Annotated in this window: 24 protein-coding genes; 17 read left to right on the top strand and 7 right to left on the bottom strand. The window is 72.2% G+C overall.

The window, feature by feature from the left end; all coding sequences use genetic code 11:
- Nucleotides 1-17 precede the first annotated feature (17 nt).
- Both V1634_RS12465 and V1634_RS12460 read right to left on the bottom strand, forming a co-directional pair.
- Nucleotides 18-1,280 carry a sensor histidine kinase gene (locus tag V1634_RS12465; RefSeq protein WP_331207936.1) on the bottom strand — a complete coding sequence of 421 codons (1,263 nt, stop codon included), beginning with the start codon at nt 1,278-1,280 and terminating at the stop codon, nt 18-20.
- 65 nt (nt 1,281-1,345) lie between these two features.
- Nucleotides 1,346-2,464 carry a RecB family exonuclease gene (locus V1634_RS12460; protein ID WP_407951778.1) on the bottom strand — a complete coding sequence of 373 codons (1,119 nt, stop codon included), beginning with the start codon at nt 2,462-2,464 and terminating at the stop codon, nt 1,346-1,348.
- Nucleotides 2,465-2,600: 136 nt separating this feature from the next.
- On the opposite strand from V1634_RS12460, the gene V1634_RS12455 reads away from it, so the two are divergent.
- From V1634_RS12455 to prcA, 8 genes are all read left to right on the top strand, one after another.
- The gene (locus V1634_RS12455; protein WP_407951777.1) at nt 2,601-3,755 is read left to right on the top strand and encodes a M50 family metallopeptidase; all 1,155 of its coding nucleotides are present in this window, start codon (nt 2,601-2,603) and stop codon (nt 3,753-3,755) included.
- Nucleotides 3,752-4,696, top strand: a complete 945-nt coding sequence (locus V1634_RS12450) for a tRNA (adenine-N1)-methyltransferase (RefSeq protein ID WP_331207935.1) — start codon at nt 3,752-3,754, stop codon at nt 4,694-4,696. The genes V1634_RS12455 and V1634_RS12450 overlap by 4 nt, the downstream gene beginning before the upstream one ends.
- 196 nt (nt 4,697-4,892) lie before the next feature.
- Nucleotides 4,893-5,465, top strand: a complete 573-nt coding sequence (locus V1634_RS12445) for a hypothetical protein (protein ID WP_331207934.1) — start codon at nt 4,893-4,895, stop codon at nt 5,463-5,465.
- Nucleotides 5,466-5,862: 397 nt separating this feature from the next.
- Nucleotides 5,863-7,644 (top strand): proteasome ATPase, encoded by a 1,782-nt coding sequence (gene arc / locus V1634_RS12440; RefSeq protein ID WP_331207933.1) that lies wholly within the window; start codon nt 5,863-5,865, stop codon nt 7,642-7,644.
- Between the two features lie 296 nt (nt 7,645-7,940).
- The gene (gene dop / locus V1634_RS12435; RefSeq protein WP_407951776.1) at nt 7,941-9,458 is read left to right on the top strand and encodes a depupylase/deamidase Dop; all 1,518 of its coding nucleotides are present in this window, start codon (nt 7,941-7,943) and stop codon (nt 9,456-9,458) included.
- Between the two features lie 96 nt (nt 9,459-9,554).
- Complete coding sequence (locus V1634_RS12430; RefSeq protein WP_101366062.1) at nt 9,555-9,770, top strand: ubiquitin-like protein Pup; 216 nt, start codon at nt 9,555-9,557, stop codon at nt 9,768-9,770.
- 273 nt (nt 9,771-10,043) lie between these two features.
- Nucleotides 10,044-10,883, top strand: a complete 840-nt coding sequence (gene prcB / locus V1634_RS12425) for a proteasome subunit beta (protein WP_331207932.1) — start codon at nt 10,044-10,046, stop codon at nt 10,881-10,883.
- A 61-nt stretch (nt 10,884-10,944) separates the two neighbouring features.
- Nucleotides 10,945-11,805, top strand: coding sequence for a proteasome subunit alpha (gene prcA, locus V1634_RS12420; protein WP_331207931.1), 861 nt, complete (start codon nt 10,945-10,947; stop codon nt 11,803-11,805).
- Between the two features lie 8 nt (nt 11,806-11,813).
- Here the strand turns inward: prcA and rfbD are convergent, their stop codons facing one another.
- Together rfbD and rfbB are read right to left on the bottom strand one after the other, a co-directional pair.
- Nucleotides 11,814-12,752, bottom strand: a complete 939-nt coding sequence (gene rfbD / locus V1634_RS12415) for a dTDP-4-dehydrorhamnose reductase (protein ID WP_331208384.1) — start codon at nt 12,750-12,752, stop codon at nt 11,814-11,816.
- Between the two features lie 86 nt (nt 12,753-12,838).
- Nucleotides 12,839-13,852 carry a dTDP-glucose 4,6-dehydratase gene (gene rfbB / locus V1634_RS12410; protein ID WP_331207930.1) on the bottom strand — a complete coding sequence of 338 codons (1,014 nt, stop codon included), beginning with the start codon at nt 13,850-13,852 and terminating at the stop codon, nt 12,839-12,841.
- Between the two features lie 97 nt (nt 13,853-13,949).
- Between rfbB and rfbA the strand changes: the two genes are divergently transcribed.
- The 3 genes from rfbA to V1634_RS12395 all read left to right on the top strand — a co-directional run bounded on the left by rfbA (nt 13,950) and on the right by V1634_RS12395 (nt 16,522).
- Nucleotides 13,950-14,822, top strand: a complete 873-nt coding sequence (rfbA, locus tag V1634_RS12405; protein WP_331207929.1) for a glucose-1-phosphate thymidylyltransferase RfbA — start codon at nt 13,950-13,952, stop codon at nt 14,820-14,822.
- Nucleotides 14,823-14,932: 110 nt separating this feature from the next.
- Nucleotides 14,933-16,291 carry a Pup--protein ligase gene (gene pafA, locus V1634_RS12400; RefSeq protein ID WP_331207928.1) on the top strand — a complete coding sequence of 453 codons (1,359 nt, stop codon included), beginning with the start codon at nt 14,933-14,935 and terminating at the stop codon, nt 16,289-16,291.
- A 27-nt stretch (nt 16,292-16,318) separates the two neighbouring features.
- On the top strand, nt 16,319-16,522 hold the full coding sequence (locus V1634_RS12395) for a hypothetical protein (protein ID WP_331207927.1): 204 nt from the start codon (nt 16,319-16,321) through the stop codon (nt 16,520-16,522).
- 19 nt (nt 16,523-16,541) lie between these two features.
- Here the strand turns inward: V1634_RS12395 and V1634_RS12390 are convergent, their stop codons facing one another.
- Both V1634_RS12390 and V1634_RS12385 read right to left on the bottom strand, forming a co-directional pair.
- A complete protein-coding gene (locus V1634_RS12390; RefSeq protein WP_331207926.1) occupies nt 16,542-17,624 on the bottom strand; it encodes a DUF3866 family protein in 1,083 nt (360 codons plus the stop codon).
- An 18-nt stretch (nt 17,625-17,642) separates the two neighbouring features.
- Nucleotides 17,643-18,575, bottom strand: coding sequence for a cation diffusion facilitator family transporter (locus V1634_RS12385; protein ID WP_331207925.1), 933 nt, complete (start codon nt 18,573-18,575; stop codon nt 17,643-17,645).
- A 104-nt stretch (nt 18,576-18,679) separates the two neighbouring features.
- Here V1634_RS12385 and V1634_RS12380 point away from each other — a divergent pair, with 104 nt between their 5' ends.
- From V1634_RS12380 to V1634_RS12355, 6 genes are all read left to right on the top strand, one after another.
- A complete protein-coding gene (locus tag V1634_RS12380) occupies nt 18,680-19,681 on the top strand; it encodes a helix-turn-helix transcriptional regulator (protein ID WP_331207924.1) in 1,002 nt (333 codons plus the stop codon).
- A gap of 56 nt (nt 19,682-19,737) precedes the next feature.
- Complete coding sequence (locus V1634_RS12375) at nt 19,738-20,823, top strand: helix-turn-helix transcriptional regulator (RefSeq protein ID WP_331207923.1); 1,086 nt, start codon at nt 19,738-19,740, stop codon at nt 20,821-20,823.
- 10 nt (nt 20,824-20,833) lie between these two features.
- A complete protein-coding gene (locus V1634_RS12370; protein WP_331207922.1) occupies nt 20,834-21,091 on the top strand; it encodes a hypothetical protein in 258 nt (85 codons plus the stop codon).
- 168 nt (nt 21,092-21,259) lie between these two features.
- Entirely contained in the window at nt 21,260-21,559 is a 300-nt protein-coding gene (gene tatA / locus V1634_RS12365) for a Sec-independent protein translocase subunit TatA (protein ID WP_331207921.1), read from the top strand.
- A 15-nt stretch (nt 21,560-21,574) separates the two neighbouring features.
- The gene (gene tatC / locus V1634_RS12360) at nt 21,575-22,525 is read left to right on the top strand and encodes a twin-arginine translocase subunit TatC (RefSeq protein WP_331207920.1); all 951 of its coding nucleotides are present in this window, start codon (nt 21,575-21,577) and stop codon (nt 22,523-22,525) included.
- A 49-nt stretch (nt 22,526-22,574) separates the two neighbouring features.
- Nucleotides 22,575-23,519 (top strand): diacylglycerol kinase family protein, encoded by a 945-nt coding sequence (locus V1634_RS12355; protein WP_331207919.1) that lies wholly within the window; start codon nt 22,575-22,577, stop codon nt 23,517-23,519.
- Nucleotides 23,520-23,551: 32 nt separating this feature from the next.
- On the opposite strand, the gene V1634_RS12350 is transcribed toward V1634_RS12355, so the two are convergent.
- Nucleotides 23,552-24,328 carry an HAD family hydrolase gene (locus V1634_RS12350; protein WP_407951775.1) on the bottom strand — a complete coding sequence of 259 codons (777 nt, stop codon included), beginning with the start codon at nt 24,326-24,328 and terminating at the stop codon, nt 23,552-23,554.
- Nucleotides 24,329-24,364 lie beyond the last annotated feature (36 nt).

The raw sequence follows: 24,364 nt of genomic DNA, 5'->3' as shown, positions 1-24,364 counted from the left end.
TCGTTCGCCGCCCTCGGTCATGCCGCTCCCTTGTTGATCGGCGCACCCAGTTGCTCCATCGGCATCTTGGCGTACACGCGGTAGCCGCCGCCGGGACGGGGCCCGGTACGCAGGGTTCCACCGTAGAGGGCCATCCGTTCCCGCATTCCCACCAGCCCGTGCCCCAGCCGCCCGCTCTCCGGGGCCGGTCCCCGGCCGGTGTCGGCGATCTCGACGATCAGCCAGTAGACCCCGAAGCTCAACCGGACCTGGGCGGTCGCCGCGCCGGCGTGCTTGAGGGTGTTGGTGAGCGCCTCCTGCACGATCCGGAACACGGTCAGCGCCACCCCCGGGTCCAGCGGGCCCGGTGTGCCGTCCACCCGCAGGGTCACCGGCAGCCCGGCCTCCCGGACCTGCTCCACCAGCGCCTCGATGCCGGCCAGGCCGGGCTGTGGGGAGAGCTCGGCGGCCGGCTCGGCGTCGGTACGCAGCACGTCCAGCAGCCGGCGCAGTTCGCGCAGGGTCGTCCGGCTGGTCTCCTCGATGGTGCCCAGCGCGCCGTCGGTGGCCGCCGGGTCCCGGGACAGCACCCGGCGTGCCCCGGTGGCCAGTACGCCCATCACGCTGACGTGGTGCGCGACGACGTCGTGCAGCTCGCGGGCGATCCGCCGGCGCTCGTCGGCGACCGCCTGGTCGGCAAGGGACCGCTGGTTCTCCTCGGCCACCCGGGCCCGCTCCTCCAGGGCCAGGATGGTGGCCCGCCGGGCGTGCACGGTACGGCCGACGAAGAAGCAGACCAGCGCGAGCAGTACCTGGGTGAAGACCAGGTACGCGGGGGAGGGTTCGGTGAAGTCGGGCGGCGGCGGCTCGGCGAGGGCGACGGCCACGGCCGGTCCCCAGACGGCCCCGGCGGCCAGCGCCGCCTCGCGCAGCGGCAGCAGCGCGGCGGTGGTGTAGGTCAGCAGCACGAAGGTGGCGGCGGCGGTGACCGGCTGCGCGCCGGTCAGGGCCGAGCAGACGAAGATCGGGACTGCCAGCAGCACCGCCCACCACGGGGCCACCCGGCGCAGGGTGATCGGTGCGGCGCAGAGGACGCTCCAGAACGCCCACCCGGGCCAGCCCCACGGGGCGGTTCCCGGCGGAGCGGTGCCGACGAGCATCGCCTCCACCGCGACGGCGGCGACCGCGAGCAGCCCGTCCCGGGCCAGCCATCCGCGCTGCCGGGGATCGGGCCGGAGGCGCCGCCAGTTCCCCCGGATCCGGCTGGAGGCCGGCGTCGCGGGGGTATCGGTAGGGGTCATGCTGGCGACGCTAGCCGCTGCATGGCGCGACAGGTCATCGCCAGCGGCGACCCTGCGCTCCTCCTTCAGGAGGAGCCGTGCTCCTCCCGGAGGGAGCCGACCCCGAGCCCTGGCGCCGCACCACCGGCCCGGTCCGGCCCGGTCGACTGGCTCGGCACCGCCGGGACGTCCGATCCCGCCCCCGTCGCCGATCCCGCCCCCGTCGCCGTCGCCGTCCCCGCCGTCGGTCGCGGCGCCGAAGCCGGGCCCGGAGCCGAGCGGGCGCCGGGCCGGGCCGGTGGCGGGATCGGAGCGGTCGGGTCGACCGGCGCGGTCGGCTCCGGAAACGGTGGGGGAGTGCCGCCGAAGGCCGGGCAGTGCGCCTGGTAGCTGCACCAGTCGCAGAGCCGGCTCGGCTTGGGCCGGAAGTCGCGCGCCCGGGTGGCCTGCTCGATGGCCCGCCAGAGCGCCAGCACGGTGCGCTCGAACCGGACCAGTTCCTCCGCGTCGGGGGTGTAGTCACAGACCTCCGCGTCCCGCAGATAGAGCAGGCGCAGCACCCTCGGCACCACCCCCCGGGTGCGCCACAGCACCAGGGCGTAGAACTTGAGCTGGAACAGCGCCCGGGCCTCGAACGCCTCGCGGGGCGCGCCACCGGTCTTGTAGTCGACCACCCGGAGGGCGCCGTCGGGCGAGACGTCCAGCCGGTCGATGTAGCCCCGGATCAGCAACTGGTCGTCCACCACCGTGGAGACCAGGCTCTCCCGCTCGGCCGGCTCCAACCGGCGCGGATCCTCGACCGTGAAATAGCCGTCGAGCAACTCGCGGGCCGAGGCGAGGAACTCGGCCGGGCCGGCGAGGTCGCCAGCGGTGAAGATCTCGGCCAGCTCCGTCTGCTCGGTCACCAGCCGGTCCCACTGTGGCGCCACCAGGTCACCGGCGGCGGCCGGCGTCCGCTGCTCGGCCGGCAGGTCGAAGAGGTGTTCCAGCACCGCGTGCACCAGCGTGCCGCGGGCCTGCTCGACGCTCGGCCGCTCCGGCAGCCGGTCGATGCTGCGGAACCGGTAGAGCAGGGGGCAGGTCTTGAAGTCGGCGGCCCGGGACGGGGAGAGCGAGGCGGTGACCCGCGCCGCGGGCGGTTCCCCGGCCGGGGAGTCCGCCAGGCCGCCCGTGGCTGTCTGCGATGTCACCGTCTCCGCCGTCATGTCCGGAAGGCTATGTCACGGGTACGACCGAACCCGGCCCACCCGCCCCGGCATGCGTACCGGCCCCGATCGTCCGCGGCCACCCCGGCCGAACCGGCGGGGTCACCCGGAGGGTTGTTCCGTAGCATCGGAGGAGATGGAGCGAAACTCGCGACCGCGACGCGGCGCTGACCGGCGGCCCGGCGTCACCGTCGGCCGGGTGTTCGGCGTGCCGGTCTACCTCAACCCCTCCATGCTGCTGCTGGTGGCCCTGATCACCCTCATGTACGGCGAGTTCGTCCGGCACCAGCTCGGGCTGTCGCAGCTCACCGGCTATCTGGTCGGGCTGGTCTTCGTGGTCCTGCTGCTCGGCTCGGTACTGCTGCACGAGTTGGGGCACGCGCTGACCGCCCGCCGGTTCGGCATCGGGGTGCGCGGCATCACCCTCGAACTGCTCGGCGGCTACACCGAGATGGAGCGGGACGCCCCGACACCCCGGGTGGACCTGTTCGTCTCGCTCGCCGGCCCGGCGGTCTCACTGGTGCTCGGGCTGGTCGGGGTCGCCGCCACGCTCGCCCTGCCGGACGGCACCCTGGCCAACCAGTTCGCGTTCCAGCTCGCCGCCAGCAACGTGCTGGTCGGGCTCTTCAACATCCTGCCCGGACTGCCGCTGGACGGCGGCCGGGCGTTGCGGGCCGGGGTCTGGGCGCTCACCCGGGACCGGCACCTGGCCACCGAGGTGGCCGGCTGGTCCGGCCGGGTCGTCGCGATCGGCACCGCCGTGGTCTTCACGCTGCTGACCTGGCTGTTCGGGCTGCCGTGGCTGGGCCTCGCGCTGGTGCTGCTGGTCGCGTTCACCCTCTGGCAGGGCGCCGGTCAGACGATCCGGGCGGCGCGGATCAGCCGGCGGTTCCCGCTCATCGACCTGGCCCGGCTGGCCCGGCCGGTCTTCTCGGTGCCCAGTGGCACCCCGCTGGCCGAGGCGCAGCGGCGCGGGGCGGACGCCGGACCTCCCGGTTCGACGCTCGGCGTGGCGGACTCGTCCGGCCGGCTGGTGGCGCTGGTCGACCGGACGGCCGCCGAGGCCGTACCGGCGGAGCGTCGGCCCTGGGTGGCGGTGGACGCGGTGGCCCGGGGCGTGGACGCCGTACCCAGTCTCGCGGTCGGGCTCGGCGGGGAGCAGGTGGTGCACGCGGTGCAGGCCCACCCGGGCGCGCAGTACCTGGTGACCTCAGGCGAAGATGTGGTCGGTGTTCTGCACGTAGCCGACCTGGCGCAGCTCCTGGAGCCGAACCGAAAGATGACTCAGTGACCGCACAGCCCACCGCCGTCCCCGCCGCCCCGACCGCTCCGGTGCCGGCGCACCGAGGGCCGTTCCGCCCCGGTGACCGGGTCCAGCTCACCGATCCCAAGGGTCGGATGCACACCATCAAGCTGGAGCCGGGACGGTCGTTCCACACCCACCGTGGCGCGCTGGAGCACGACGCCCTGATCGGGTTGCCGGACGGGAGTGTGGTCACCTCGACCGGCGGGACCGCCTACCTGGCGCTGCGTCCGCTGCTCGCGGACTACGTGCTCTCCATGCCGCGCGGTGCGCAGGTGATCTATCCCAAGGACGCCGCCCAGATCGTGGCGATGGGTGACATCTTCCCCGGCGCGAAGGTTCTGGAGGCCGGTGTCGGGTCCGGCGCGCTGACCTGCTCGCTGCTCCGGGCCGTCGGGCCGGAGGGCGAACTGCATTCCTACGAACTGCGCGAGGACTTTTCCGAGATCGCCCGCAGAAATGTGGAATCCTTCTTCGGTGGACCGCATCCAGCCTGGAATCTCCGGGTGGGCGACGTGGCAGACTGCCAGGAGTCCGGTTTCGACCGGATCATCCTTGACCTCCTCACCCCCTGGGAGGCGCTCGACATGGTCGAACGCGCGCTGGTCCCGGGTGGAGTCTTCATCGGTTACGTCGCCACCACGCCCCAGCTCTCCGAACTCGTCGAGGCGCTGCGTGAGCGGGGCGGGTTCACCGAGCCACGGGCCTGGGAGTCGCTGGTCCGGGACTGGCACGCGGACGGGCTCGCCGTGCGCCCGGACCACCGCATGATCGCGCACACCGCCTTCCTGGTGTCGAGCCGGCGGCTGGCGCCCGGGGTCACCGCGCCGCCGCGCCGGCGCAAGCCCAGCAAGGGTGCCGAGGCGTACGCACTGCGCCGCCAGGCGCGGCAGGAGGCCGAGGCAACCTCCGGGAGGGCCGCGGAATGACCCTTCCCGCCGGAGTCGACGCATCAGCGGGCGTGCCGAGCACGGCGAGGAGACGGCATGACTGAGCGCAGCGGGCGAGTCGGCCAGCTCGGCTCCGAGCAGCCTCGTGACGGTACGCGGCACGGCGGCGGTCCGACGGTTCCGTTCCGGAGGCGGAGCGGAGTGCCGGGATGAGCGACCGGAACGAGGCGACGGCGTGAGCCGGCCGGCATTCGGTGGGGGAGACCTGCCGGCCGTGTTCCCCGACTGGTCGCCGTACCGCGATCTGGAGTCGGCCGCCCGGGCGTACCTGCGCGACCCGGACGTCGCGATGGAGGCGCTGACCGGGGTGCTGAACGGCGCCTCGGTGCTCGGCTTCACCCTGGAGCGCTTCGTCAACGAGGTGAACGGGGTCTGGCAGGAGGTCGCGATCTGCGACGGCAGTCGGTTGATCCTCTGGCACGGCGAGGACGTGCCACCCGACGACGGTCCGGCCGGCTCCATGACGTCGTCGTTGCGGGTGGTGCCGGTCTCGACGGTCAGCGAGGTGGGCTGCCGGCGGCGGTTGAGCCGTACGCCGACCGGTCAGATCCGGGTCGACAGCATCGACGTCTACCTGCTGCTCAGCTCTCTGGACGAGGGTGTGCCCGGCGACGAGGCGCACGTACCGCCCCGGCACGACGCGCTGCGGTTCGGCAAGACGCTGGACGACGGTGGTGCGGGGCAGATCGCCCGACTGGAGGAGTTCGCCCGACTGGTCGCCTCGGTGGTCGGTCGTCCCACCCTGTGAGCACCGGTGCGAGGAGAAATGTCCTCGTCGTCGCCGGTGGGAAGCCTCCCCGTCCTCACGGGTGAGAAATGTCGCCGCCGCGCCGAGGCGTTCGGCCCGGTGGATTGACCTTCACCAGCCTCGGCGCCGATCCGGTGCCCGACCGCGGTCGGCTGGCGTCGCGACAGCCGGTTCGTACGGCGGCGTCGCAGCGCCGGCAGAGCATGTGCTGAGGCCCGGAGTCCCTGGTCAGCCGTGTTCCCAGACCGTGCGGAACCGTCCTCGGACGCGGTCGCCGGAGCACCGGCCGGTCGACGAAGTGATCAAGCTTCGGCGACGAGGGTGTTGCGTGGAACCGAATCAGCGTCATAGCGGTTAGTGTTAGGGCAGAACGTTCAAGCCCCCGGGGAGGTGGGACGTGGCACGCAGCGACGACGCGGACTCGCGCGCCGCACGGTGGGAGAAGGAGGCCCACGATCTCTCCACCCAGGTCGCGTTTCTTCAAGAGGAACTCGCTCTGGTGCGGCGCAAGTTGACCGAAAGCCCTCGACACGTCCGGCAGCTGGAGGAACGGCTGGCGGCGACACAGGCGCAGCTGGCTCGACTCACGGAGAACAACGAGCGGCTCGTGAACACCCTCAAGGAGGCACGCGCCCAGATCGTCACGCTCAAGGAGGAGATTGACCGGCTGGCGCAACCGCCGAGCGGTTATGGTGTCTTCCTGGCCAAGCACGACGACGGTACGGTCGATGTCTTCACCGGCGGTCGCAAGCTCCGGGTGGCGGTGTCACCCTCGCTCGAGGTGGCGGAGCTGCGCCGTGGGCAGGAGGTCCTGCTCAACGACGCGCTCAACATCGTCGACGCGTTCGGCTACGAGCGGGTCGGCGAGGTCGTCATGCTCAAGGAGGTGCTGGACGGCCCCTCCGGCGGCGCAGGCGACCGGGCACTGGTGATCTCCCACGCCGACGAGGAACGGATCGTCCACCTCGCGGAGACTCTCATCGGCGCGCCGCTGCGGGCCGGTGACTCGCTCATGATCGAGCCCCGCTCGGCGTACGCGTACGAGCGGATCCCGAAGAGCGAGGTCGAGGAACTGGTCCTGGAGGAGGTGCCGGACGTCGATTACGGCGACATCGGCGGCCTGCAGGCCCAGATCGAGCAGATCCGGGACGCCGTCGAGTTGCCGTTCCTGCACGCCGACCTCTTCCGGGAGCACCAGCTCCGGCCGCCGAAGGGCATCCTGCTCTACGGTCCGCCCGGCTGCGGCAAGACGTTGATCGCCAAGGCGGTGGCCAACTCGCTGGCCAAGAAGATCGCCGAGCGGCGGGGCGAGGAGAAGCACACCAGCTTCTTCCTCAATATCAAGGGCCCGGAGCTGCTCAACAAGTACGTCGGCGAGACCGAGCGGCACATCCGGCTGATCTTCCAGCGGGCTCGGGAGAAGGCCGGCGAGGGCACCCCGGTCATCGTCTTCTTCGACGAGATGGACTCGGTGTTCCGGACCCGGGGCTCCGGCGTCTCCTCCGACGTGGAGAACACCATCGTTCCGCAGCTGCTCAGCGAGATCGACGGTGTCGAGGGCCTGGAGAACGTGATCGTGATCGGTGCCTCCAACCGGGAGGACATGATCGATCCGGCGATCCTCCGTCCCGGCCGGCTCGACGTGAAAATCAAGATCGAGCGGCCGGACGCCGAGGCGGCCAAGGACATCTTCTCCAAGTACATCCTCACCGGGCTGCCGTTGCACCCGGACGACCTGGCCGAGCACGGCAACGACCCGCAGTCCACGGTCGCGGCCATGATCGAGGCGGTCGTGCTGCGGATGTACTCGGAGACCGAGGAGAACCGCTTCCTCGAGGTCACCTACGCCAACGGCGACAAGGAAGTCCTCTACTTCAAGGACTTCAACTCGGGCGCGATGATCCAGAACATCGTCGACCGGGGCAAGAAGATGGCGATCAAGGAATTCCTCTCCTCCGGGCGCAAGGGGCTGCGCCTGCAGCACCTGCTCGACGCCTGCGTCGACGAGTTCCGGGAGAACGAGGACCTGCCCAACACGACCAACCCCGACGACTGGGCCCGGATCTCCGGCAAGAAGGGTGAGCGGATCGTCTACATCCGTACCCTCGTCTCCGGTGGCAAGGGCGCGGAGGCCGGCCGGTCCATCGAGACCGCGAGCAACACCGGCCAATACCTGTAAATCCACGACCGGCATCTGTGGGCGCCGCGAAACGCGGCGCCCACAGTGCTGTCCGGGGGACCTGCCACCGGTGACTCGCCGCCGGAAACCCCCGGTGCCGAACCGGGCGAAGAGGCGGTGAAGGCGTACCGTGGCCGTGTCGACACACCGGGCGAGCAATCCGGCGACGGCGCGGACTAGGCTCAATGGCATGGGCAAGCGGAGCGAGGCGGCGGCATGAGCGAGCGTAGCGAGCGAATCATCAAACCCAGGATGGTTGTGCCTCATGGTGGCGCCGAGCGGAGCGAGGCGGCGGCATGAGTGTACGGCGGATCATGGGCACCGAGGTGGAGTACGGCATCTCCGTGCCCGGGCAGGCCGGAGCCAACCCGATGGTGACCTCATCGCAGGTGGTGAACGCCTACGGCGCCCGCCCGGAGCTGGCCCGGGGCGGCCGGGCCCGGTGGGACTACGAGGAGGAGTCTCCGCTGCGGGACGCCCGCGGCTTCACCTACTCCGGTGCCGCCTACGACCCGGCGGAGGCGCTGGCCGACGAGGATCTCGGGCTGGCCAACGTGATACTGACCAACGGCGCCCGACTCTACGTCGACCACGCCCACCCGGAATACTCCACGCCCGAGGTGACCAACCCGATGGACCTGGTCCGTTGGGACAAGGCGGGTGAGCGGGTGATGGCCGAGGCGTCCCGGCGGGCGGCCACCATCCCGGGCACGCACCCGATCCACCTCTACAAGAACAACACCGACAACAAGGGTGCCAGCTACGGCGCGCACGAGAACTACCTGATGCGCCGGCAGACCCCGTTCGCCGACATCGTGGCGTACCTGACGCCGTTCTTCGTGAGCCGGCAGATCGTCTGCGGCGCCGGCCGGGTCGGCATCGGCCAGGACGGTTCGCAGCCCGGTTTCCAGATCTCCCAGCGGGCGGACTTCTTCGAGGTCGAGGTCGGCCTGGAGACGACGCTGAAGCGGCCGATCATCAACACCCGGGACGAGCCGCACGCGGACGCCGACAAGTACCGGCGGCTGCACGTGATCATCGGTGACGCCAACCTGTCGGAGATCTCCACCTACCTCAAGGTCGGCACCACGGCGCTGGTGCTCACCATGATCGAGGAGAAGGCGCTCAGCCCCGACCTGGCGATCGCCGACCCGGTGGGCGAGCTGAAGGCGGTCAGCCACGACCCGTCGCTGTCGCACCGGATGCGGCTGCGCGACGGCCGCCGGCTGACCGCGCTCGACCTCCAGTGGGCGTACCTCGAACGTGCCCGCTCCTTTGTGGAGGACCGGTACGGCGACGACGTCGACTCCGACACCGCCGACGTCCTCGACCGCTGGGAGAGCGTGCTCGACCGGCTCGGCCGGGACCCGATGCTCTGCGCCGGCGAGCTGGACTGGGTGGCGAAGCTGCGGCTGCTGGAGGGTTACCGGGAGCGGGAGAAGCTCGGCTGGGCCTCGCACAAGCTGCAACTGGTCGACCTGCAGTACTCCGACGTACGTCCGGAGAAGGGCCTCTACCACCGGCTGGTGAGCCGGGGCTCGATGGCGACGCTGCTGCCCGAGGAGCTGACCCGCTCGGCGATGACGGAGCCGCCCGAGGACACCCGCGCCTACTTCCGGGGCCGCTGCCTCGCCCAGTACGCCTCCGAGGTGGTGGCGGCGAGCTGGGACTCGGTCATCTTCGACGTCGGCCGGGAGTCCCTGGTGCGGGTTCCGATGATGGAGCCGGAGCGGGGCACCCGCAAGCACGTCGGGGCGTTGTTCGACCGGTGCGCGAGCGCCAAGGACCTGCTGGAGACGATCACCGGTGGCTGACCCCGGGCGGCGTGCCGGCGGCAGCGGCGGTGGCGGAGGATTCGTCGCCCATCCGAGGTAAGTTTTCCCCAGGCGATCGTGGAGGAGGCAGCAGAGATGGCTACCCGTGACACCGGCGGTCAGTCGCAGTCCGGCAAGGCCCGCCGGGACGAGGAGGTCGACGAGGTCGCGACCGAGGCGAACCCGGAGGTCGCCGAGCGGCACGCGGAAATCACCGAGGACGTCGACGACCTGCTGGACGAGATCGACTCGGTGCTCGAGGAGAACGCCGAGGAGTTCGTCCGGGGTTACGTCCAGAAGGGCGGACAGTAGCCGTACCCGGGCCGGGTCGGGCGTGGTCCGCCACGCCGAACCCGGCGCGGTGCGCGGCGGCGGGCCGGACCCACCGGGCCGGCGCGACCGCCGACCGTGGATCCCGGGCGGTTCCGGCCGGCGCTGTCGGGAGTGGCGCAACACGGCGACGACGATCATCGCACCGGGGAGATCCGGGGGATACTCTGCTTCAACCGCAACGGTGGCCTCGCCCGGTTCCCGCGCTGACGCGGGGGATCCGGGCGACGTGATGAGAGAGCTGAGAGGGAGCACGTGGCAGCGGCTTTTGATCCAACCGGGCGTCTACCAGACGTGTTCCTCAACGTGGGGACGTCCTCGTTCACCCAGTTCCTGAGCACGGCAGCCCCCGATCTGCTGCCCGGACGCCGGCCGCTGCCGCCCGGGTCCGCCAGCGCGCTGGCCCCGCACGCCACCACCATCGTCGCGCTGACCACCGCCGACGGGGTGGTGATGGCCGGCGACCGGCGCGGCACCATGGGCAACCTGATCTCCAGCCGGGACATCCGCAAGGTGCACCCGGCCGACGAATACTCGCTGATCGGCTTCGCCGGCACCGCGGGCATCGCCCTGGAGATGGTGCGGCTCTTCCAGGTGGAGCTGGAGCACTACGAGAAGATCGAGGGGGCGATGCTCTCCCTCGACGGCAAAGCCAACCGGCTCGCCGCGATGATCCGTGGCAACCTCGGCGCCGCCATGCAGGGTCTCGCGGTGATCCCGCTCTTCGCCGGCTACGACCTGGCCGCCCCCGACCCGGCCAACGCCGGCCGGATCTTCAGCTTCGACGTGGCCGGCGGCCCCTACGAGGAGACCGGCTACGACGGCATCGGCTCCGGCTCGCTCTTCGCGAAGGCGGCCCTGAAGAAGCGGTACCGTCCCGGGCTGAGCACCCCGGACGCCATCCGGCTCGCCGTCGAGGCGCTCTACGACGCCGCCGACGACGACAGCGCCACCGGTGGCCCCGACCTGAGCCGCCGCATCTATCCGGTGGTGATGACGGCGAGCGCGGAGGGCACCAACCGGCTCTCCGACGCCGAGGCGGCCGAGGTCGCCGAAGCGGTGGTCGCCGCCCGGATGGAGAACCCGGGCGGCTGACCGCCCCGCACCACCCGCAACCCCGCCGTCGTCAGCAGAACCGGTTAGGAGAACCGCCGCCGTGGCCATGCAGTTCTACGCCTCACCCGAGCAGATCATGCGCGACCGCTCGGAGCTGGCCCGCAAGGGCATCGCGCGCGGTCGGAGCGCCGTGACGCTCAGCTACTCCGGCGGGGTGCTCTTCGTGGCGGAGAACCTCTCCAGCGCCCTGCACAAGGTCAGTGAGATCTACGACCGGGTCGCCTTCGCGGCGGTCGGCCGGTACAACGAGTTCGAGAACCTGCGCCGCGCGGGCGTCCGGATGGCGGACGCGATCGGGCTCAGCTTCGACCGGCGGGACGTGACCGGCCGGGCGCTGGCGAACGCGTACGCCCAGACGCTGGGGGCGATCTTCACCGAGCAGTCCAAGCCGTTCGAGGTGGAGATCTGCGTCGCCGAGGTCGGCAGCACGCCGGAGGCGGACGAGCTCTACCGGATCACCTACGACGGGTCGGTCAACGACGAGCCCGGCCGGATGGCGATGGGCGGGCAGGCGGAGGCGGTCACCGGGGCGCTGCGCGAGGAGCACCAGCCGGACATGTCGCTGGACGCGGCGGTCCGGCTGGCGGTCCGGGCGCTGGGCAGCGTCGGTGGCGAGGGCGGCGCGCCCCGGACCATCGCCGCCAGCCAGCTCGAGGTGGCGATCCTGGACCGGCGGCGGGTCGGGCGTACCTTCCGGCGGATCACCGGTGCCGCCCTCGTCTCGCTGCTGGACGGGACGCCGGCCAAGGCCGACGGCGGCGAGGCACCTGCCGCCGAGCCGAAGGCCCCGGCACCCGGCCCGGACAAGCCGGCCGAGTCCGCCGGCTCGGCTGACCTGGAGAGCAAGCCGAAGCGGACCGGCGGCGGCAAGTCGAGCGGCAGCGGGGAGAAGTCGGAGTAGGGACCGGGCTATCGCGACCCGGAACTGATCCGCTGCTCGCTAGCGTGGCCCGGTGCCGGTGCCGGTGCCGGTGCCGGTGACCGGCGAGCGGTGCGAAGCGTCCCGTCCGGTCGTAGCGCGTCGGTGAGCATCGTCCGCCAGTCCGCCATCGGGGCCAGCCCGGCCCGGGACCACCCGGCGTGCCCGAGCACGCTGTAGCCGGGCCGGCGCGCCGGCCGGGGAAACCGGTCGCTGCTGGTGGGACGGATCCGGTCCGGGTCGAGTCCGGCCAGGGTGAAGACCTCCCGGGCCAGGCCGCACCAGGTGGTCCGGCCGCTCGCCGTGCCGTGGTAGACGCCGGCCGGTGCGGCTCCGTGGTGTGCGGCGGCGCCGAGGTCGGCCAGCCGCTCCGCGAGCGCGTACGACCAGGTGGGCTGGCCGAGTTGGTCGTCGACCACGTCGAGGTCCCGGCGAACGGCTGCCAGCCGGAGCATCGTGGCGACGAAGTTGGGGCCGTGTGCGCCGTACAGCCACGCGGTGCGCACCAGGTATCCGGTCTGCGGGAGCAGCCGGGCGACGGCGAGTTCGCCGACGAGCTTGCTGCGCCCGTACGCGTTGACCGGGGCGGTCGGGGCGTCCTCCGGGTAGGGCTGGTCGGCGTCGCCGTCGAAGACGTAGTCGGTCGAGACGTGCACCAGCCGGGCGCCGGCCTCGGCGCACGCCGCCGCCAGGTTCGCCACCCCGGTGCCGTTGACGGCGGTGGCCGCCGCCTCCCGCTGCTCCGCACCGTCCACGTCGGTCCAGGCCGCCGCGTTGACCACGATGCCGTGTCCGGCCACCGCCGCGCGGACGGCTGCCGGGTCGGTCAGGTCGACCTCGGACCGGGTGGCGGCGGTGACCCGACCCTGCCGCCGGGCGGTGAGCACCGCCACCAGGTCCCGGCCGAGCATCCCGCCGGCCCCGGTCACCAGCCAGCTCGGCGGCTCGACGTCCCGCCGGGCGTTCGGCCCGGTCTCCTGCCGGGCGTTCGGCGGCTCGACGTCCCGCCGGGCGGTCACCGGGCCGGCCCGGGGCGCCCGATCTCCTCGCCGCCCAGCCGTGCCTTGAGCGGTTCCCACCAGGCCCGGTTCTCCCGGTACCAGGTGACCGTCTCGGCGAGTCCGCGGTCGAGGTCGATCCTGGGGGCGTACCCGAGTTCTTCGCTGATCTTGGTGATGTCCAGTGAGTAGCGGCGGTCGTGCCCCATCCGGTCGGCGACCGGCCGGACCCGGTCCCAGTCGGCGCCGCAGGCGGCGAGCAGCCGGGCGGTCAGCTCGCGGTTGGGCAGCTCGGTGCCGCCGCCGATGTGGTAGACCTCGCCCGGCCGCCCCTTGTCCTGCACCAGGGCGACACCGACACAGTGGTCGTGCACGTGCAGCCAGTCCCGGACGTTACCGCCGTCGCCGTAGAGCGGCACGGTGCCGCCGTCGAGCAGGTTGGTGACGAAGAGCGGGACGACCTTCTCCGGGAACTGGTACGGCCCGTAGTTGTTGGAGCAGCGGGTCAGCACCACGTCCATCCCGTAGGTGCGGTGGTAGGCCAGGGCGAGCAGGTCGGAGCCGGCCTTGGCGGCCGAGTACGGCGAGTTCGGCGCCAGCGGGGTGGACTCGGTCCAGGATCCCTGCTCGATCGAGCCGTAGACCTCGTCGGTGGAGACGTGCACGAACCGGCCGGTACGGTGCCGCAGCGCCGCCTCCAGCAGGGTCTGCGTGCCGAGCACGTTGGTGGTGACGAACGGGGCGGCCCGGTGGATGGAGCGGTCGACGTGGGACTCGGCGGCGAAGTGCACCACCACGTCGTGCCCGGCCATGACCTCGTCGACCACGGTCGGGTCGCAGATGTCGCCGACCACCACCCGCAGCCGGGGATCGTCGCGTACCGGGTCGAGGTTGGCCAGGTTGCCGGAGTAGGTCAGCTTGTCCAGCACCGTGACGGCGCTCGGCGCGAGCCGCGGACCGGTGCCGGTCAGCAGCATGCGTACGTATTCAGAGCCGATGAATCCGGCTCCACCGGTCACGAGGATCCTCATGAATTGGAAAGTCTACGCGTCGACCGGCGCCTCCGGTCCGAGGTGTTTTGTCGGCGAGCCGACTCTGTCGACCGCCGCCCGCCGGTAGCCTGCGCGAATGCGCGGAATCCTGCTGGCGGGCGGCACGGGCTCGCGGCTGTGGCCGATCACCCAGGCCGTCTCCAAACAACTCATGCCGATTTTCGACAAACCAATGATCTATTACCCGCTCTCCACTCTGGTCATGGCGGGAATACGGGAAATCCTCATCATCACCACCCCCGGCGACCAGGGTCAGTTCCGGAAACTACTGGGTGACGGCTCCCAGTGGGGCCTCCGGCTGGAGTACGTCGCACAGCCGAGCCCGGACGGAATCGCGCAGGCGTTCCTTCTCGGCGAGGAGTTCCTGGCCGGGGATTCGGTCGCGCTGATCCTCGGGGACAACATCTTCTACGGCGCCGGACTGGGGCGGAGCCTGGCCCGCAACGGTGACCCGGACGGCGGCCGGATCTTCGCCTATCCGGTGGCGAACTGCGAGGGTTACGGAATTGTCGAGTTCGATTCCGACGGGCGGGCGCTGTCGATCGAGGAGAAGCCGGAGAAACCCAAGTCGCGCTACGCGGTGCCGGGCCTCTACTTCTACGCCAACGACGTGGTGGAGATCGCCAGAGGGCTGACTCCGAGCGACCGGGGCGAGCTGGAGATCACGGCGGTGAACCAGACCTACCTGGCGGCAGGCCGGCTCCAGGTCACCGCCCTGGACCGGGGGACCGCCTGGTTGGACACCGGCACCTTCACCTCGCTGGTCCAGGCCGGCGAGTTCGTCCGGGTGATCGAGGAGCGGCAGGGCCTGAAGGTCGGCTGCATCGAGGAGGTGGTCTGGCGCAGCGGGCTGATCTCCGACGAGCAACTCCGCGAGCTGGCGCAGCCGCTGAGCCGCAGCGGCTACGGCGAGTACCTCTTCGGCATCCTCGAGGACCCCGGCCGGTGAGCGGGGCACGGCGACCGGTGACCGGCGATTGCCGGCCTGCCGGCGGAGTTCCCGCACAACGCACGCTCCGACAGTGACCAACTCGGGCTCCGGGCGACTAATCTCCAAGCATGGAGCGGCGAATCTTCGGCCTTGAAACCGAGTACGGTGTCACCTGCACCTACCGCGGCCAACGGCGGCTGTCCCCGGACGAGGTCGCCCGTTACCTCTTCCGCCGGGTGGTCTCCTGGGGGCGCTCGAGCAACGTATTCCTGCGCAACGGTGCCCGGCTCTACCTCGACGTCGGGTCCCACCCGGAGTACGCCACCCCCGAGTGCGACTCGGTCTCCGACCTGGTGGCACACGACCGGGCCGGCGAGCGGATCCTGGAGGGCCTGCTGGTCGACGCGGAGAAGCGGCTGCACGACGAGGGCATCGCGGGCGAGATCTACCTGTTCAAGAACAACACGGACTCGGCCGGCAACTCGTACGGCTGCCACGAGAACTACCTGGTCTCCCGGCACGGCGAGTTCGGCCGGCTGGCCGACGTGCTGATCCCGTTCCTGGTCACCCGGCAGCTCATCTGCGGTGCCGGCAAGGTGTTGCAGACCCCGCGCGGCGCCGTCTACTGCCTCTCCCAGCGGGCCGAGCACATCTGGGAGGGCGTCTCCTCGGCCACCACCCGCAGCCGGCCGATCATCAACACCCGGGACGAGCCGCACGCCGACGCCGAGCGGTACCGGCGGCTGCACGTCATCGTCGGCGACTCCAACATGAACGAGGTCACCACGCTGCTCAAGGTCGGCAGCGCGGACATCGTGCTGCGGATGATCGAGGCCGGGGTGGTGATGCGCGACCTGTCGCTGGAGAACCCGATCCGGGCGATCCGGGAGGTGTCGCACGACGTCACCGGCCGGCGCAAGGTCCGGCTCGCCTCGAACAAGGAGATCAGCGCGCTGGAGATCCAGCAGGAATACCTGGCCAAGGCGACCGAGTTCGTCGAGCGGCGGGGTGGGGACCAGACCGCGAAGCGGGTGGTCGAGCTCTGGGGCCGGGTGCTGCGCGCGGTCGAGACCGGCGACCTGGACCCGGTCTCCCGGGAGATCGACTGGGTGACCAAGCTCCAGCTCATCGAGCGGTACCAGCGCAAGAACGACCTGCCGCTCTCGCACCCCCGGATCGCCCAGATGGACCTCGCCTACCACGACCTGCGGCGGGGCCGCGGCCTCTACGGGCTGCTGGAGCGGCGCAAGCAGGTGGACCGGATCGCCACCGACCCGGAGATCTTCGAGGCGAAGGAGACCCCGCCGCAGACCACCCGGGCCCGGCTGCGCGGCGAGTTCATCCGGCACGCCCAGGAGAAGCGCCGGGACTTCACCGTCGACTGGGTGCACCTCAAGCTGAACGACCAGGCCCAGCGCACGGTGCTCTGCAAGGACCCGTTCCGGGCGTACGACGAGCGGGTCGAGCGGCTGATCGCGAGCATGTGAGGCCGGGCAGTTAGGCTGGCCCCCGCTATGACGCATCCAGAGGGTCGTGACCACGACGAGCACCGCCGCCCCGAGACGATCCGGCAGAACCGGGTGGAGCGGCGGCGCGCCAAGATCAGGGAGGAGATCGAGCGCAACCGGCGGGGCGAGTACACCGTCCCCACCTGGGTGCTCACGCTCGTACTCGTCCTGGTCGTGGCCGGCTGGCTGGCGCTGGTCTTCCTGAGCTGACCCGACGCGCGGCGCGGGCTCAGCCCAGCCCGGCGGCGTACCGGCCGGCGGCGGCCGCGGCCAGGAAGTAGGCGTGCTCCTCGGCCAGCCCCCGGCCCATCGTCGATAGCGGCACCGGGCTGGCCAGCAGCGCCTCGTCGAGCCCCTCGACCGGCACCCGGACGATCCGGTGCCGCCGCGCCAGCTCGGCCACCGCCGGCTCGACCAGCGCGGCCAGCTCCGCCGGCAGCTCGGCCGGCAGCACCAGGTCGGCGGCGGCGAGCGCGACCCGGCCGTACGCGGTCACGCTGTGGTGCGACAGCCCCCGGTGCCGGTCCCGCAGGTCGGCGCCGGAGATCCGCAGCGAACCCACCGGCCGCCCACCCAGGGTGGCGACCGCGTTGACCGCCTCCCCGACGGCGACCCCGGAGAAGCCCCACCGGGTACCCGTGCCGAGATTGCCCGGCCCCTGCGCCACGACCGCCACGTCGGCCCGCAGCACCCACCGGGCGGCGAGCAGCCCGCTGTGCAGGTTCGTCGCCTCCAGGTCGCCGCCGAACGCCTGCCCGACGGTGACCGTGCCGGCGAGCTCGTCGCGCAGGCCGTGCAGGGTGCGGGAGAACCAGGCCGGCAGCGCGCCGCCGTCGGTCATCAGGTAGGCGATCCGCGCTTCGGGCGCCCCGGCCCGGATCCCCGCCACGATCGCCGGCAGCGCGGAGTGCAGGTCGGCGGTGACCACCGGCAGTCCGCCGAGGTCGTCGGCGTCGGCCAGTGCGGTCCGGTGCGGCGAGGCCTCCTCGTCGACGCCGAGCAGGATCGGTTGCAGCGGCGTGTAGCGGGCCTTGACCAGGTGTCCGGCGTCACGGGTGTCGACCGTCTCGGGCGGGTCCGCCGGGAGCCGGTCCGGCAGCGCCACCACCAGGGCGTACCCGCCGGTGCCGAGCCCCATCAACAGCGCGCCCACGTTCAGCAGCACCCGGTCGCCCGGCTCGGGGGTGCCGACCAGTTCCGGATAGGCCAGCGCGCGTACCGGCGCCCCGTCGGCCTGCCGGACGTCGAGTTCGACGGCGCCGTGCCAGCTACGCCGGACCGCCGTGACCGTCCCGGACCGCCATCGCACCATGGCCGGCAGGGTAACCGGCTACGGGCGGCCGCTTCGGGTCGGGTCGAGGAAGACGTACCGGACATGCGGGAAGCGGGCGACCAGCCGGCGTTCGGCCTCCTCGGCGCCGGCCTCGATCTCCGCGCCGGTCGCCTCGTCCCGGAAGTCGACCTTGGCCGCGACCAGGATGTCGTCCGGGCCCAGATGCATGGTGAGCAGGGTGTCCACCCGGTCCACCGTCGGCAGCGCGGAGAGTTCGCGGTGGATCTGGTCGTGCATCGGCCGCGGTACGGCCCGGCCGACCAGCAGCGAGATGTTGCTCCGGGCCAGGACGGTGGCGACCACCAGGAGCAGCAGCCCGATCAGGATCGAGGCCAGCCCGTCCCAGAACTCGGTGCCGGTGAAGTGGGACAGCGCGAGTCCGGCGGCGGCCAGGGAGATCCCGACCAGCGCGGCGGTGTCCTCCAGGAAGACCGCCTTGACCGTGGTGTCCGCGGTGCCCCGCAGGAACCGGGCCGGGCTGATCCGCCGCTCCCGGGACGCCCGGCGGATCTGCCGGACCGCCCGGGCCAGCGAGACCGACTCGATCAGGAACGAGACCGCCAGGACGACGTAGGAGACCAGGAACTCGCCGGTGTGCTCCCCGTCACGGATGGTGTTGACGCCGTGCGTGATCGAGAAGCCGGCGCCGACCACGAAGGTGAAGACCGCCGCGATGAAGGCCCAGACGTAGCTCTCCTTGCCGTACCCGAACGGGTGCTCGACGTCGGCGGGCCGGGCACCCCGGCGCAGCGCCGTGAAGAGCAGCACCTCGGTGGCGGTGTCGGCGATCGAGTGGGCGCCCTCGGAGAGCATCGCGGCCGAGCCCGAGATCACCCCGGCGGCCAGCTTGGCCAGCGCGATCGCCAGGTTGGCCACCCCGGCCACCACGACGGTGAGGACGCTCTCCGAACTGTCGGCCCGCTCCGGCATACCGCCAGGGTAGGAGCGGTCCGGCCGGCCGGCACCCGGACCGGGCAGGGCGGGTGCCGCGCGGGGTACCCGCTTCGTGATCCGACACTGCTAGCGTCTGTGTCGTGTCGCGGACCCGTACCGAACGCCTGGTCAACCTGGTGATCTGTCTGCTCTCCACCCGACGGTTCCTGACCGCCGCGCAGATCGCCGCGACCGTGCCGGGCTATGAGCATGATCCGGACGACCCACGTGACCACGAGGCCTTCCAGCGCAAGTTCGAGCGGGACAAGGCCGAGCTGCGTGAGCTGGGCGTACCACTCGAGACCGGCACGGCCAGCGCCTTCGACGCCGAGCCGGGCTACCGGATCGCCCGCCGGGAGTACGCGCTGCCGGACATCCCGCTGGAGCCGGACGAGGCGGCGGCGGTGGGGATCGCCGCCCGGCTCTGGCGGCACGCCGGGCTGGCCGCGGCGGCCTCCTCCGGGCTGGCGAAGCTGCGTGCCGCCGGTGTCGACGTCGACCCGCAGGCCACCCTCGGGGTGGAGCCGGTGGTCACCGTCGACCCGGCGTTCGGGCCGCTGACCACCGCGGCCCGGGAGCGGCGCACCGTCAGCTTCGACTACCGGGTGCCCGACGGCGACGCCCCGACCAGCCGCCGGCTGGAACCCTGGGGCGTGGTCTGCTGGCGGGCCCGGTGGTATGTCGTCGGCCACGACCTCGACCGCGACGCGGCCCGCTGTTTCCGGCTCTCCCGGATCGTCGGCGGGGCCGTCCGGATGATCGGCGGGCCGGATGCCTTCTCCCCACCGGTCGGCGTCGACCTGATCAGCCACGTCGCCAAGTGGTCCGGTCCGGTGGAGCGCTCCGGCCGGGCCACCGTGCTGGTCGCACCGGGCCGGGCGGCCGGACTGCGGCGGTGGGCCCGGGAGGTGACCAGCGGCCCCGACGGCGACCGGCTGGTGCTGCCGTACGCCGACGCCGAGTCGCTCGCCGGTAGGCTCGTCGGCTACGGTCCCGATGTCCGGGTGCTCGAACCGCCGGAGATCCGGGATGCCGTGATCCAGCGGCTCAAGGAGATCACCGCCCGGCACGACGAGATGGCGACCGCCCGGGCGTCGGGGTAACGCGGGGGCGGACCGGGGTCGGGGGCCCCGGAGACTGACCAGAGGGGGGAGCCGGCGTGACTCGTCCGGCGCAACGGTCCGGCGGCGGGGCGCGGGCCTCGGCCGACCGGCTGGCCCGGCTGCTGAACCTGGTGCCGTACCTGCTGGCGCGACCGGGGATCGAGCTGTCCGAGGCGGCCGCCGACCTCGGGGTGACCGAGCGGCAACTGCGGGAGGACCTGGAGCTGCTCTGGGTCTGCGGCCTGCCCGGGTACGGGCCGGGCGACCTGATCGACATGGCCTTCGACGGTGACCGGGTCACCATCACCTACGACGCCGGGATCGACCGCCCGTTGCGGCTCACCCCGGACGAGGCGTTGGCGCTGGTGGTCGCGCTCCGGATGCTCGCCGAGACGCCCGGGATGGCCAACCGGGACGCGATCGAACGCGCCCTCGCCAAGATCGAGAACGCGGCCGGCGAACTTGCCGACGCGCCCGTCGCGGTGCGGATGCCGGGCGACAGCGACCGGGTGGCGGCGCTGCACGGCGCGGTGCAGCGCGGCCGGGCGCTCCGGATCACCTACTACGCCGCGACCCGGGACGAGACGACCGAACGCACCGTCGACCCGATCCGGGTGTTGATGGTCGGCGGCCTGGCCTACCTGGAGGCGTGGTGCCGGCGGGCGGAGTCGGTGCGGCTGTTCCGGGCCGACCGGATCGACGCGCTCGTCGAGCTGGACGAGGCGGCCGCACCGCCGCCGCAGGCCCGGTTGCACGACCTCAGCGCCGGCATCTTCCGCCCCGACCAGGACCTGCCGCTGGTGACCCTGCGGGTCGGCCGCTCCAGCCGGTGGATCACCGAGTACTACCCGTGCGAGCGGGTCGAGCCGGATCCGGCCGACGCCGACCGGGCCGGCCGGGAGTGGCTGGTCTCGCTGCGGGTCACCGACCTCGACTGGGCCCGGCGGTTCGTGCTCGGGCTCGGGCCGGACGTCACGGTGGTCGCCCCGGCGGAACTCGCCGACCAGGTACGCGACCGGGCCGCCGCCGCGCTGGACGCGTACGCCACGCTGCCACCGGACGGCGCAGCGGGGCCCGCCCCGCACCCGGACGTCGCACTGGTGCCCGGCGCCAGTCCGGCGGCAACGGCCGGGAGCCACTAGGCTGGCCGACGTGGTGAAGTGGATCGTGCTCGCGGTCGTTCTCGTCGGGCTCCTGGTGCTGGGGCTGGCGGCCCGCCGGGTGCTGACCCGGCTGCCGCGCCTGCACCGGGCAGCCCGGGGCCTGCAACGCCGTCAGGAGCAGGCCGAGGACCTCCAGCGGGTCGCGCTGGCGGTGCAGGATCGGGCGGAGGCCATGCAGCAGCAGGTCGAGACGCTCCAGCAGCGACTCGTGCTGATCCGCGCCAAGCGCGGCGGCGAGGAACAGTAGCCCCTGGTCAGGGCCGTTGATCTTCCGGTTGACGGATGCCCGGCGTTGGTCAAGACTTCACCCGCCGGCCGCAAAGTCACCAGCCTGGCGGGTGGCACTCCTTCCCGACGCACGTACGATGGGCCAGGACACACCCTTTGCTGGACAAAACATCGAACTGGAGCTTCCATGGGCGTCCTCAAGCCGTGGCACATCTTCGTACTCGTGGCTGTGCTGGTCCTGCTGTTCGGCGCGAAGCGGCTCCCGGACGCGGCCCGGTCACTCGGTCGTTCGCTGCGGATCATCAAGGCCGAGACGAAGAGTCTCGCCGACGACGACAAGGACCTGGCCGAGAAGGCCGACGCGCAGGCGGGGCGGCAGCCGCTGCCGGGTGACACCGTGCACCCGACCAGCGTGCACCAGCCCGGTTACCAGCCGCCCACGGCGCCGCCGGTCAACGACCCGGTGCAGCGCGTCCGCGACAACTGACCGGGGCCCGTACCCGTGGCCTTCGCCCTGCTGCGCCGGCGCGGCCCGAGCAACTTCGAGCGGGCCGCCGACGGCTCGATGACGCTCATCGAGCACGTCCGGGAGTTGCGTAACCGGCTCTTCAAGGCGTCCCTGGGCATCGTGGTCGGCTTCGGCCTCGGCATCTGGCTGGCCCAGGACGTCCGGCACCTGCTCCAGCAGCCGTACTGCGAGCTCGACGGTTCGACCGTGGACGGCAAGTGCCAGTTCGCCCAGCTCGGCCCTGCCGACGTGCTCCTGCTCGACCTGAAGATCGCGCTCTGGGTCGGGCTGATCGTCGCCGCTCCGGTCTGGCTCTACCAGCTCTGGGCGTTCATCGCCCCCGGGCTGCACCGGCACGAGCGCAAGTACGCCTACATCTTCACCGCGCTCGCCGCCCCGCTCTTCGCGGCCGGCGCCGTACTCGCGTTCTTCGTGGTCGCCAAGGGACTCGAGTTCCTGGTCGGCCTGGCCGGCGAGGACGTCACCAACACCCTGGAGATCACCCGCTACATCTCCTTCGTCACGAACATGATCCTGATGTTCGGGGTCGCGTTCGAGTTCCCGCTCATCGTCCTGATGCTCAACTTCGTCGGGCTGGTGAGCGGCCGGAAGATGCTCGGCTGGTGGCGGATCGCCGTCTTCGTCTTCTTCCTCTTCGCGGCGATCGTCACGCCCACCCCGGACCCGTTCGGCATGACCGCGCTGGCCATCTGCCTCTGCGCGCTCTACTTCGCGGCGGTCGGGGTGGCGATGCTCAACGACCGGCGCCGGGGACGCGGCAAGGAGATCTACGCCGGGCTGGACGACGACGAGGTCTCGCCGTTGGACCTGGAGGCGGAGCCGGTCACCGCCGGTGAGCGGGTCGAGACGGTCGCACCGGTCTCCGCGCCGGATCCGGTCCCGGCGCCGCAGCCGATCGACCGGCGCTACGACGACATGACCTGAGTTCGACTGCGCTGTCGGAGGCGGCACGGCGGGCGGTACGGTGCTCGCCGTGACCGCCGACGATCAACTTCCGGGGCCCGGCGCCGCCGGCCGGCTACCCGACGGCCACCTCGCGGTACTGGCCAACCCGACCGCCGGGCGGGGCCGGTTCCGAGGGCTGCTGCCGGCCGTACTCGACCGGCTCGGCGCGGTGGGCCGGCCGATCCGGCTGTTGGAGGCGGGCAGCGCCGCGCAGGCGAGCGCGGCCTGCCGGGCCGCGGTCGCGGACGGCGCCGCCGCCCTGGTGACGGTCGGCGGCGACGGCACGGTCCACCTGGCGCTCCAGGCGGTCGCCGGTACCGGTGTCGCCTTCGGCCCGGTCCCGGCCGGCACCGGCAACGACTTCGCGGTCGGCACGGGTTACCCGGCCGATCCGCTCGCCGCGGTCGAGGTGATCGCCGCGGCGGTTGCCGCCGGGCGGACCCGTCCGACGGACCTGGCCCGGATGACCGGCCCGGACGGGACCGTGCGGTGGTACGGCGCGGTGCTGGCGGCCGGTTTCGACGCGCTCGTCAACGAGCGGGCCAACCGGATGTCCTGGCCGCGCGGGCCGCGTCGCTACGATCTCGCCATCCTGGTCGAGCTGGCCCGGCTCCGGCCCCGCCGCTACCTGCTCCGGCTGGACGGGGTAGCCCGGGAACTGGACGCGGTGCTGGTGGCGGTCGGCAACTGCCCGAGTTACGGCGGGGGGATGCGGATCTGCCCGACGGCCGACCCGACCGACGGGCTGCTCGACGTGGTCTACGCCGGCCCGGTCGGCCGGACGACGTTGACCCGGATCAAGCCCCGGGTCTACCGGGGCACCCACCTGGCGCATCCGATGGTGCACACCCAGCGGGCCCGTACGGTCGAACTCGTCGCCGAGGAGATCGTCGGGTACGCCGACGGTGAACGGGCACTGCCCCTTCCGGTGACCGTCACCGCGGCTCCCGGCGCCGTACGCCTGCTGCGCTGAGCACGCAGGTCACGGCGGCGAGGGCACCCAGGTCAACGGCCGTTCGACACCGCCAGGTCCACCGCGGCGGTCAGCCCGTTCACCTGCCCCGGCTCGGCGGCCGGCAACACCAGCACGGCGCAACCGGCGCGTACCGCCCCGGCGTCGGCGGGGGTGTCCCCGACCATCAGGGTCCGTTCCGGGTCGACGCCGAGCAGGCCACAGGCCCGGTAGAAGATCGCCGGGTCGGGCTTGCAGCGCCCGACCTCGTAGGAGAGCACGAACGCGTCGACCAGGTCGGTCAGCTCCCAGGCCTCGAAGATCGGCCGGAGGTCGAATCCGATGTTGCTCACCACCGCCACCGGCACCCTGGCCGCGCGCAGCGAGCGCAGCGTCGCCGCGGTGTCCGCGTACGGGAGCCAGCCGTCGGGGAGCAGGAGGCGGTCGTAGAGGGCCTCGGCCAGCCCGTTCACGCCGCTGTTGACCGTTTCGGCCAGCCCCACGAAGGCGGCCCGGTGGGCGGGGCCGTAGAGGTCGCGTTCGGCCCACACCTCGGCCAGGTGCGGGGGGACCCGGGCCGGCAGCGGTCCACCGGCCCGCCCGGCGGTGACCAGGCGGTCGGCGAGTGCCGTCGCCCGGGCCCGGTCCAGCGTCGTCCCGCAGGCCGCCGCGGCGGCGGTCACCCAGGCCACCGGCTCCTCCACCTGGGCGAGGGTGCCGTGGAAGTCGAAGAGCACCGCGTCCACCGGGCGGCGCGGTGGCGCCCCGGGGGCGGAGTCGGCGGTTCCGCTCGACGTACGAGGCATGGGCGGTTCGGCATGATCCGGCACGTCGTGCACCCTACCGACCGGCTCTTCGGGGCCCGC

The organism is Plantactinospora veratri, assembly GCF_036421995.1.
GTDB lineage: Bacteria > Actinomycetota > Actinomycetes > Mycobacteriales > Micromonosporaceae > Plantactinospora > Plantactinospora veratri.
The sequence above is the reverse complement of the archived record's forward strand: the minus strand, read 5'-3'. Positions and strand labels throughout refer to the sequence as shown.

Coding starts and splice junctions, on each gene's coding strand:
- pafA (WP_331207928.1), top strand. CDS start 14,933: ATGGAGCGGCGAATCTTCGGCCTTGAAACCGAGTACGGTGTCACCTGC.
- V1634_RS12460 (WP_407951778.1), bottom strand. CDS start 2,464: ATGACGGCGGAGACGGTGACATCGCAGACAGCCACGGGCGGCCTGGCG.
- V1634_RS12395 (WP_331207927.1), top strand. CDS start 16,319: ATGACGCATCCAGAGGGTCGTGACCACGACGAGCACCGCCGCCCCGAG.
- V1634_RS12430 (WP_101366062.1), top strand. CDS start 9,555: ATGGCTACCCGTGACACCGGCGGTCAGTCGCAGTCCGGCAAGGCCCGC.
- V1634_RS12455 (WP_407951777.1), top strand. CDS start 2,601: ATGGAGCGAAACTCGCGACCGCGACGCGGCGCTGACCGGCGGCCCGGC.
- tatA (WP_331207921.1), top strand. CDS start 21,260: ATGGGCGTCCTCAAGCCGTGGCACATCTTCGTACTCGTGGCTGTGCTG.
- rfbB (WP_331207930.1), bottom strand. CDS start 13,852: ATGAGGATCCTCGTGACCGGTGGAGCCGGATTCATCGGCTCTGAATAC.
- V1634_RS12465 (WP_331207936.1), bottom strand. CDS start 1,280: ATGACCCCTACCGATACCCCCGCGACGCCGGCCTCCAGCCGGATCCGG.
- rfbA (WP_331207929.1), top strand. CDS start 13,950: ATGCGCGGAATCCTGCTGGCGGGCGGCACGGGCTCGCGGCTGTGGCCG.
- V1634_RS12390 (WP_331207926.1), bottom strand. CDS start 17,624: ATGGTGCGATGGCGGTCCGGGACGGTCACGGCGGTCCGGCGTAGCTGG.
- V1634_RS12385 (WP_331207925.1), bottom strand. CDS start 18,575: ATGCCGGAGCGGGCCGACAGTTCGGAGAGCGTCCTCACCGTCGTGGTG.
- dop (WP_407951776.1), top strand. CDS start 7,941: ATGAGTGTACGGCGGATCATGGGCACCGAGGTGGAGTACGGCATCTCC.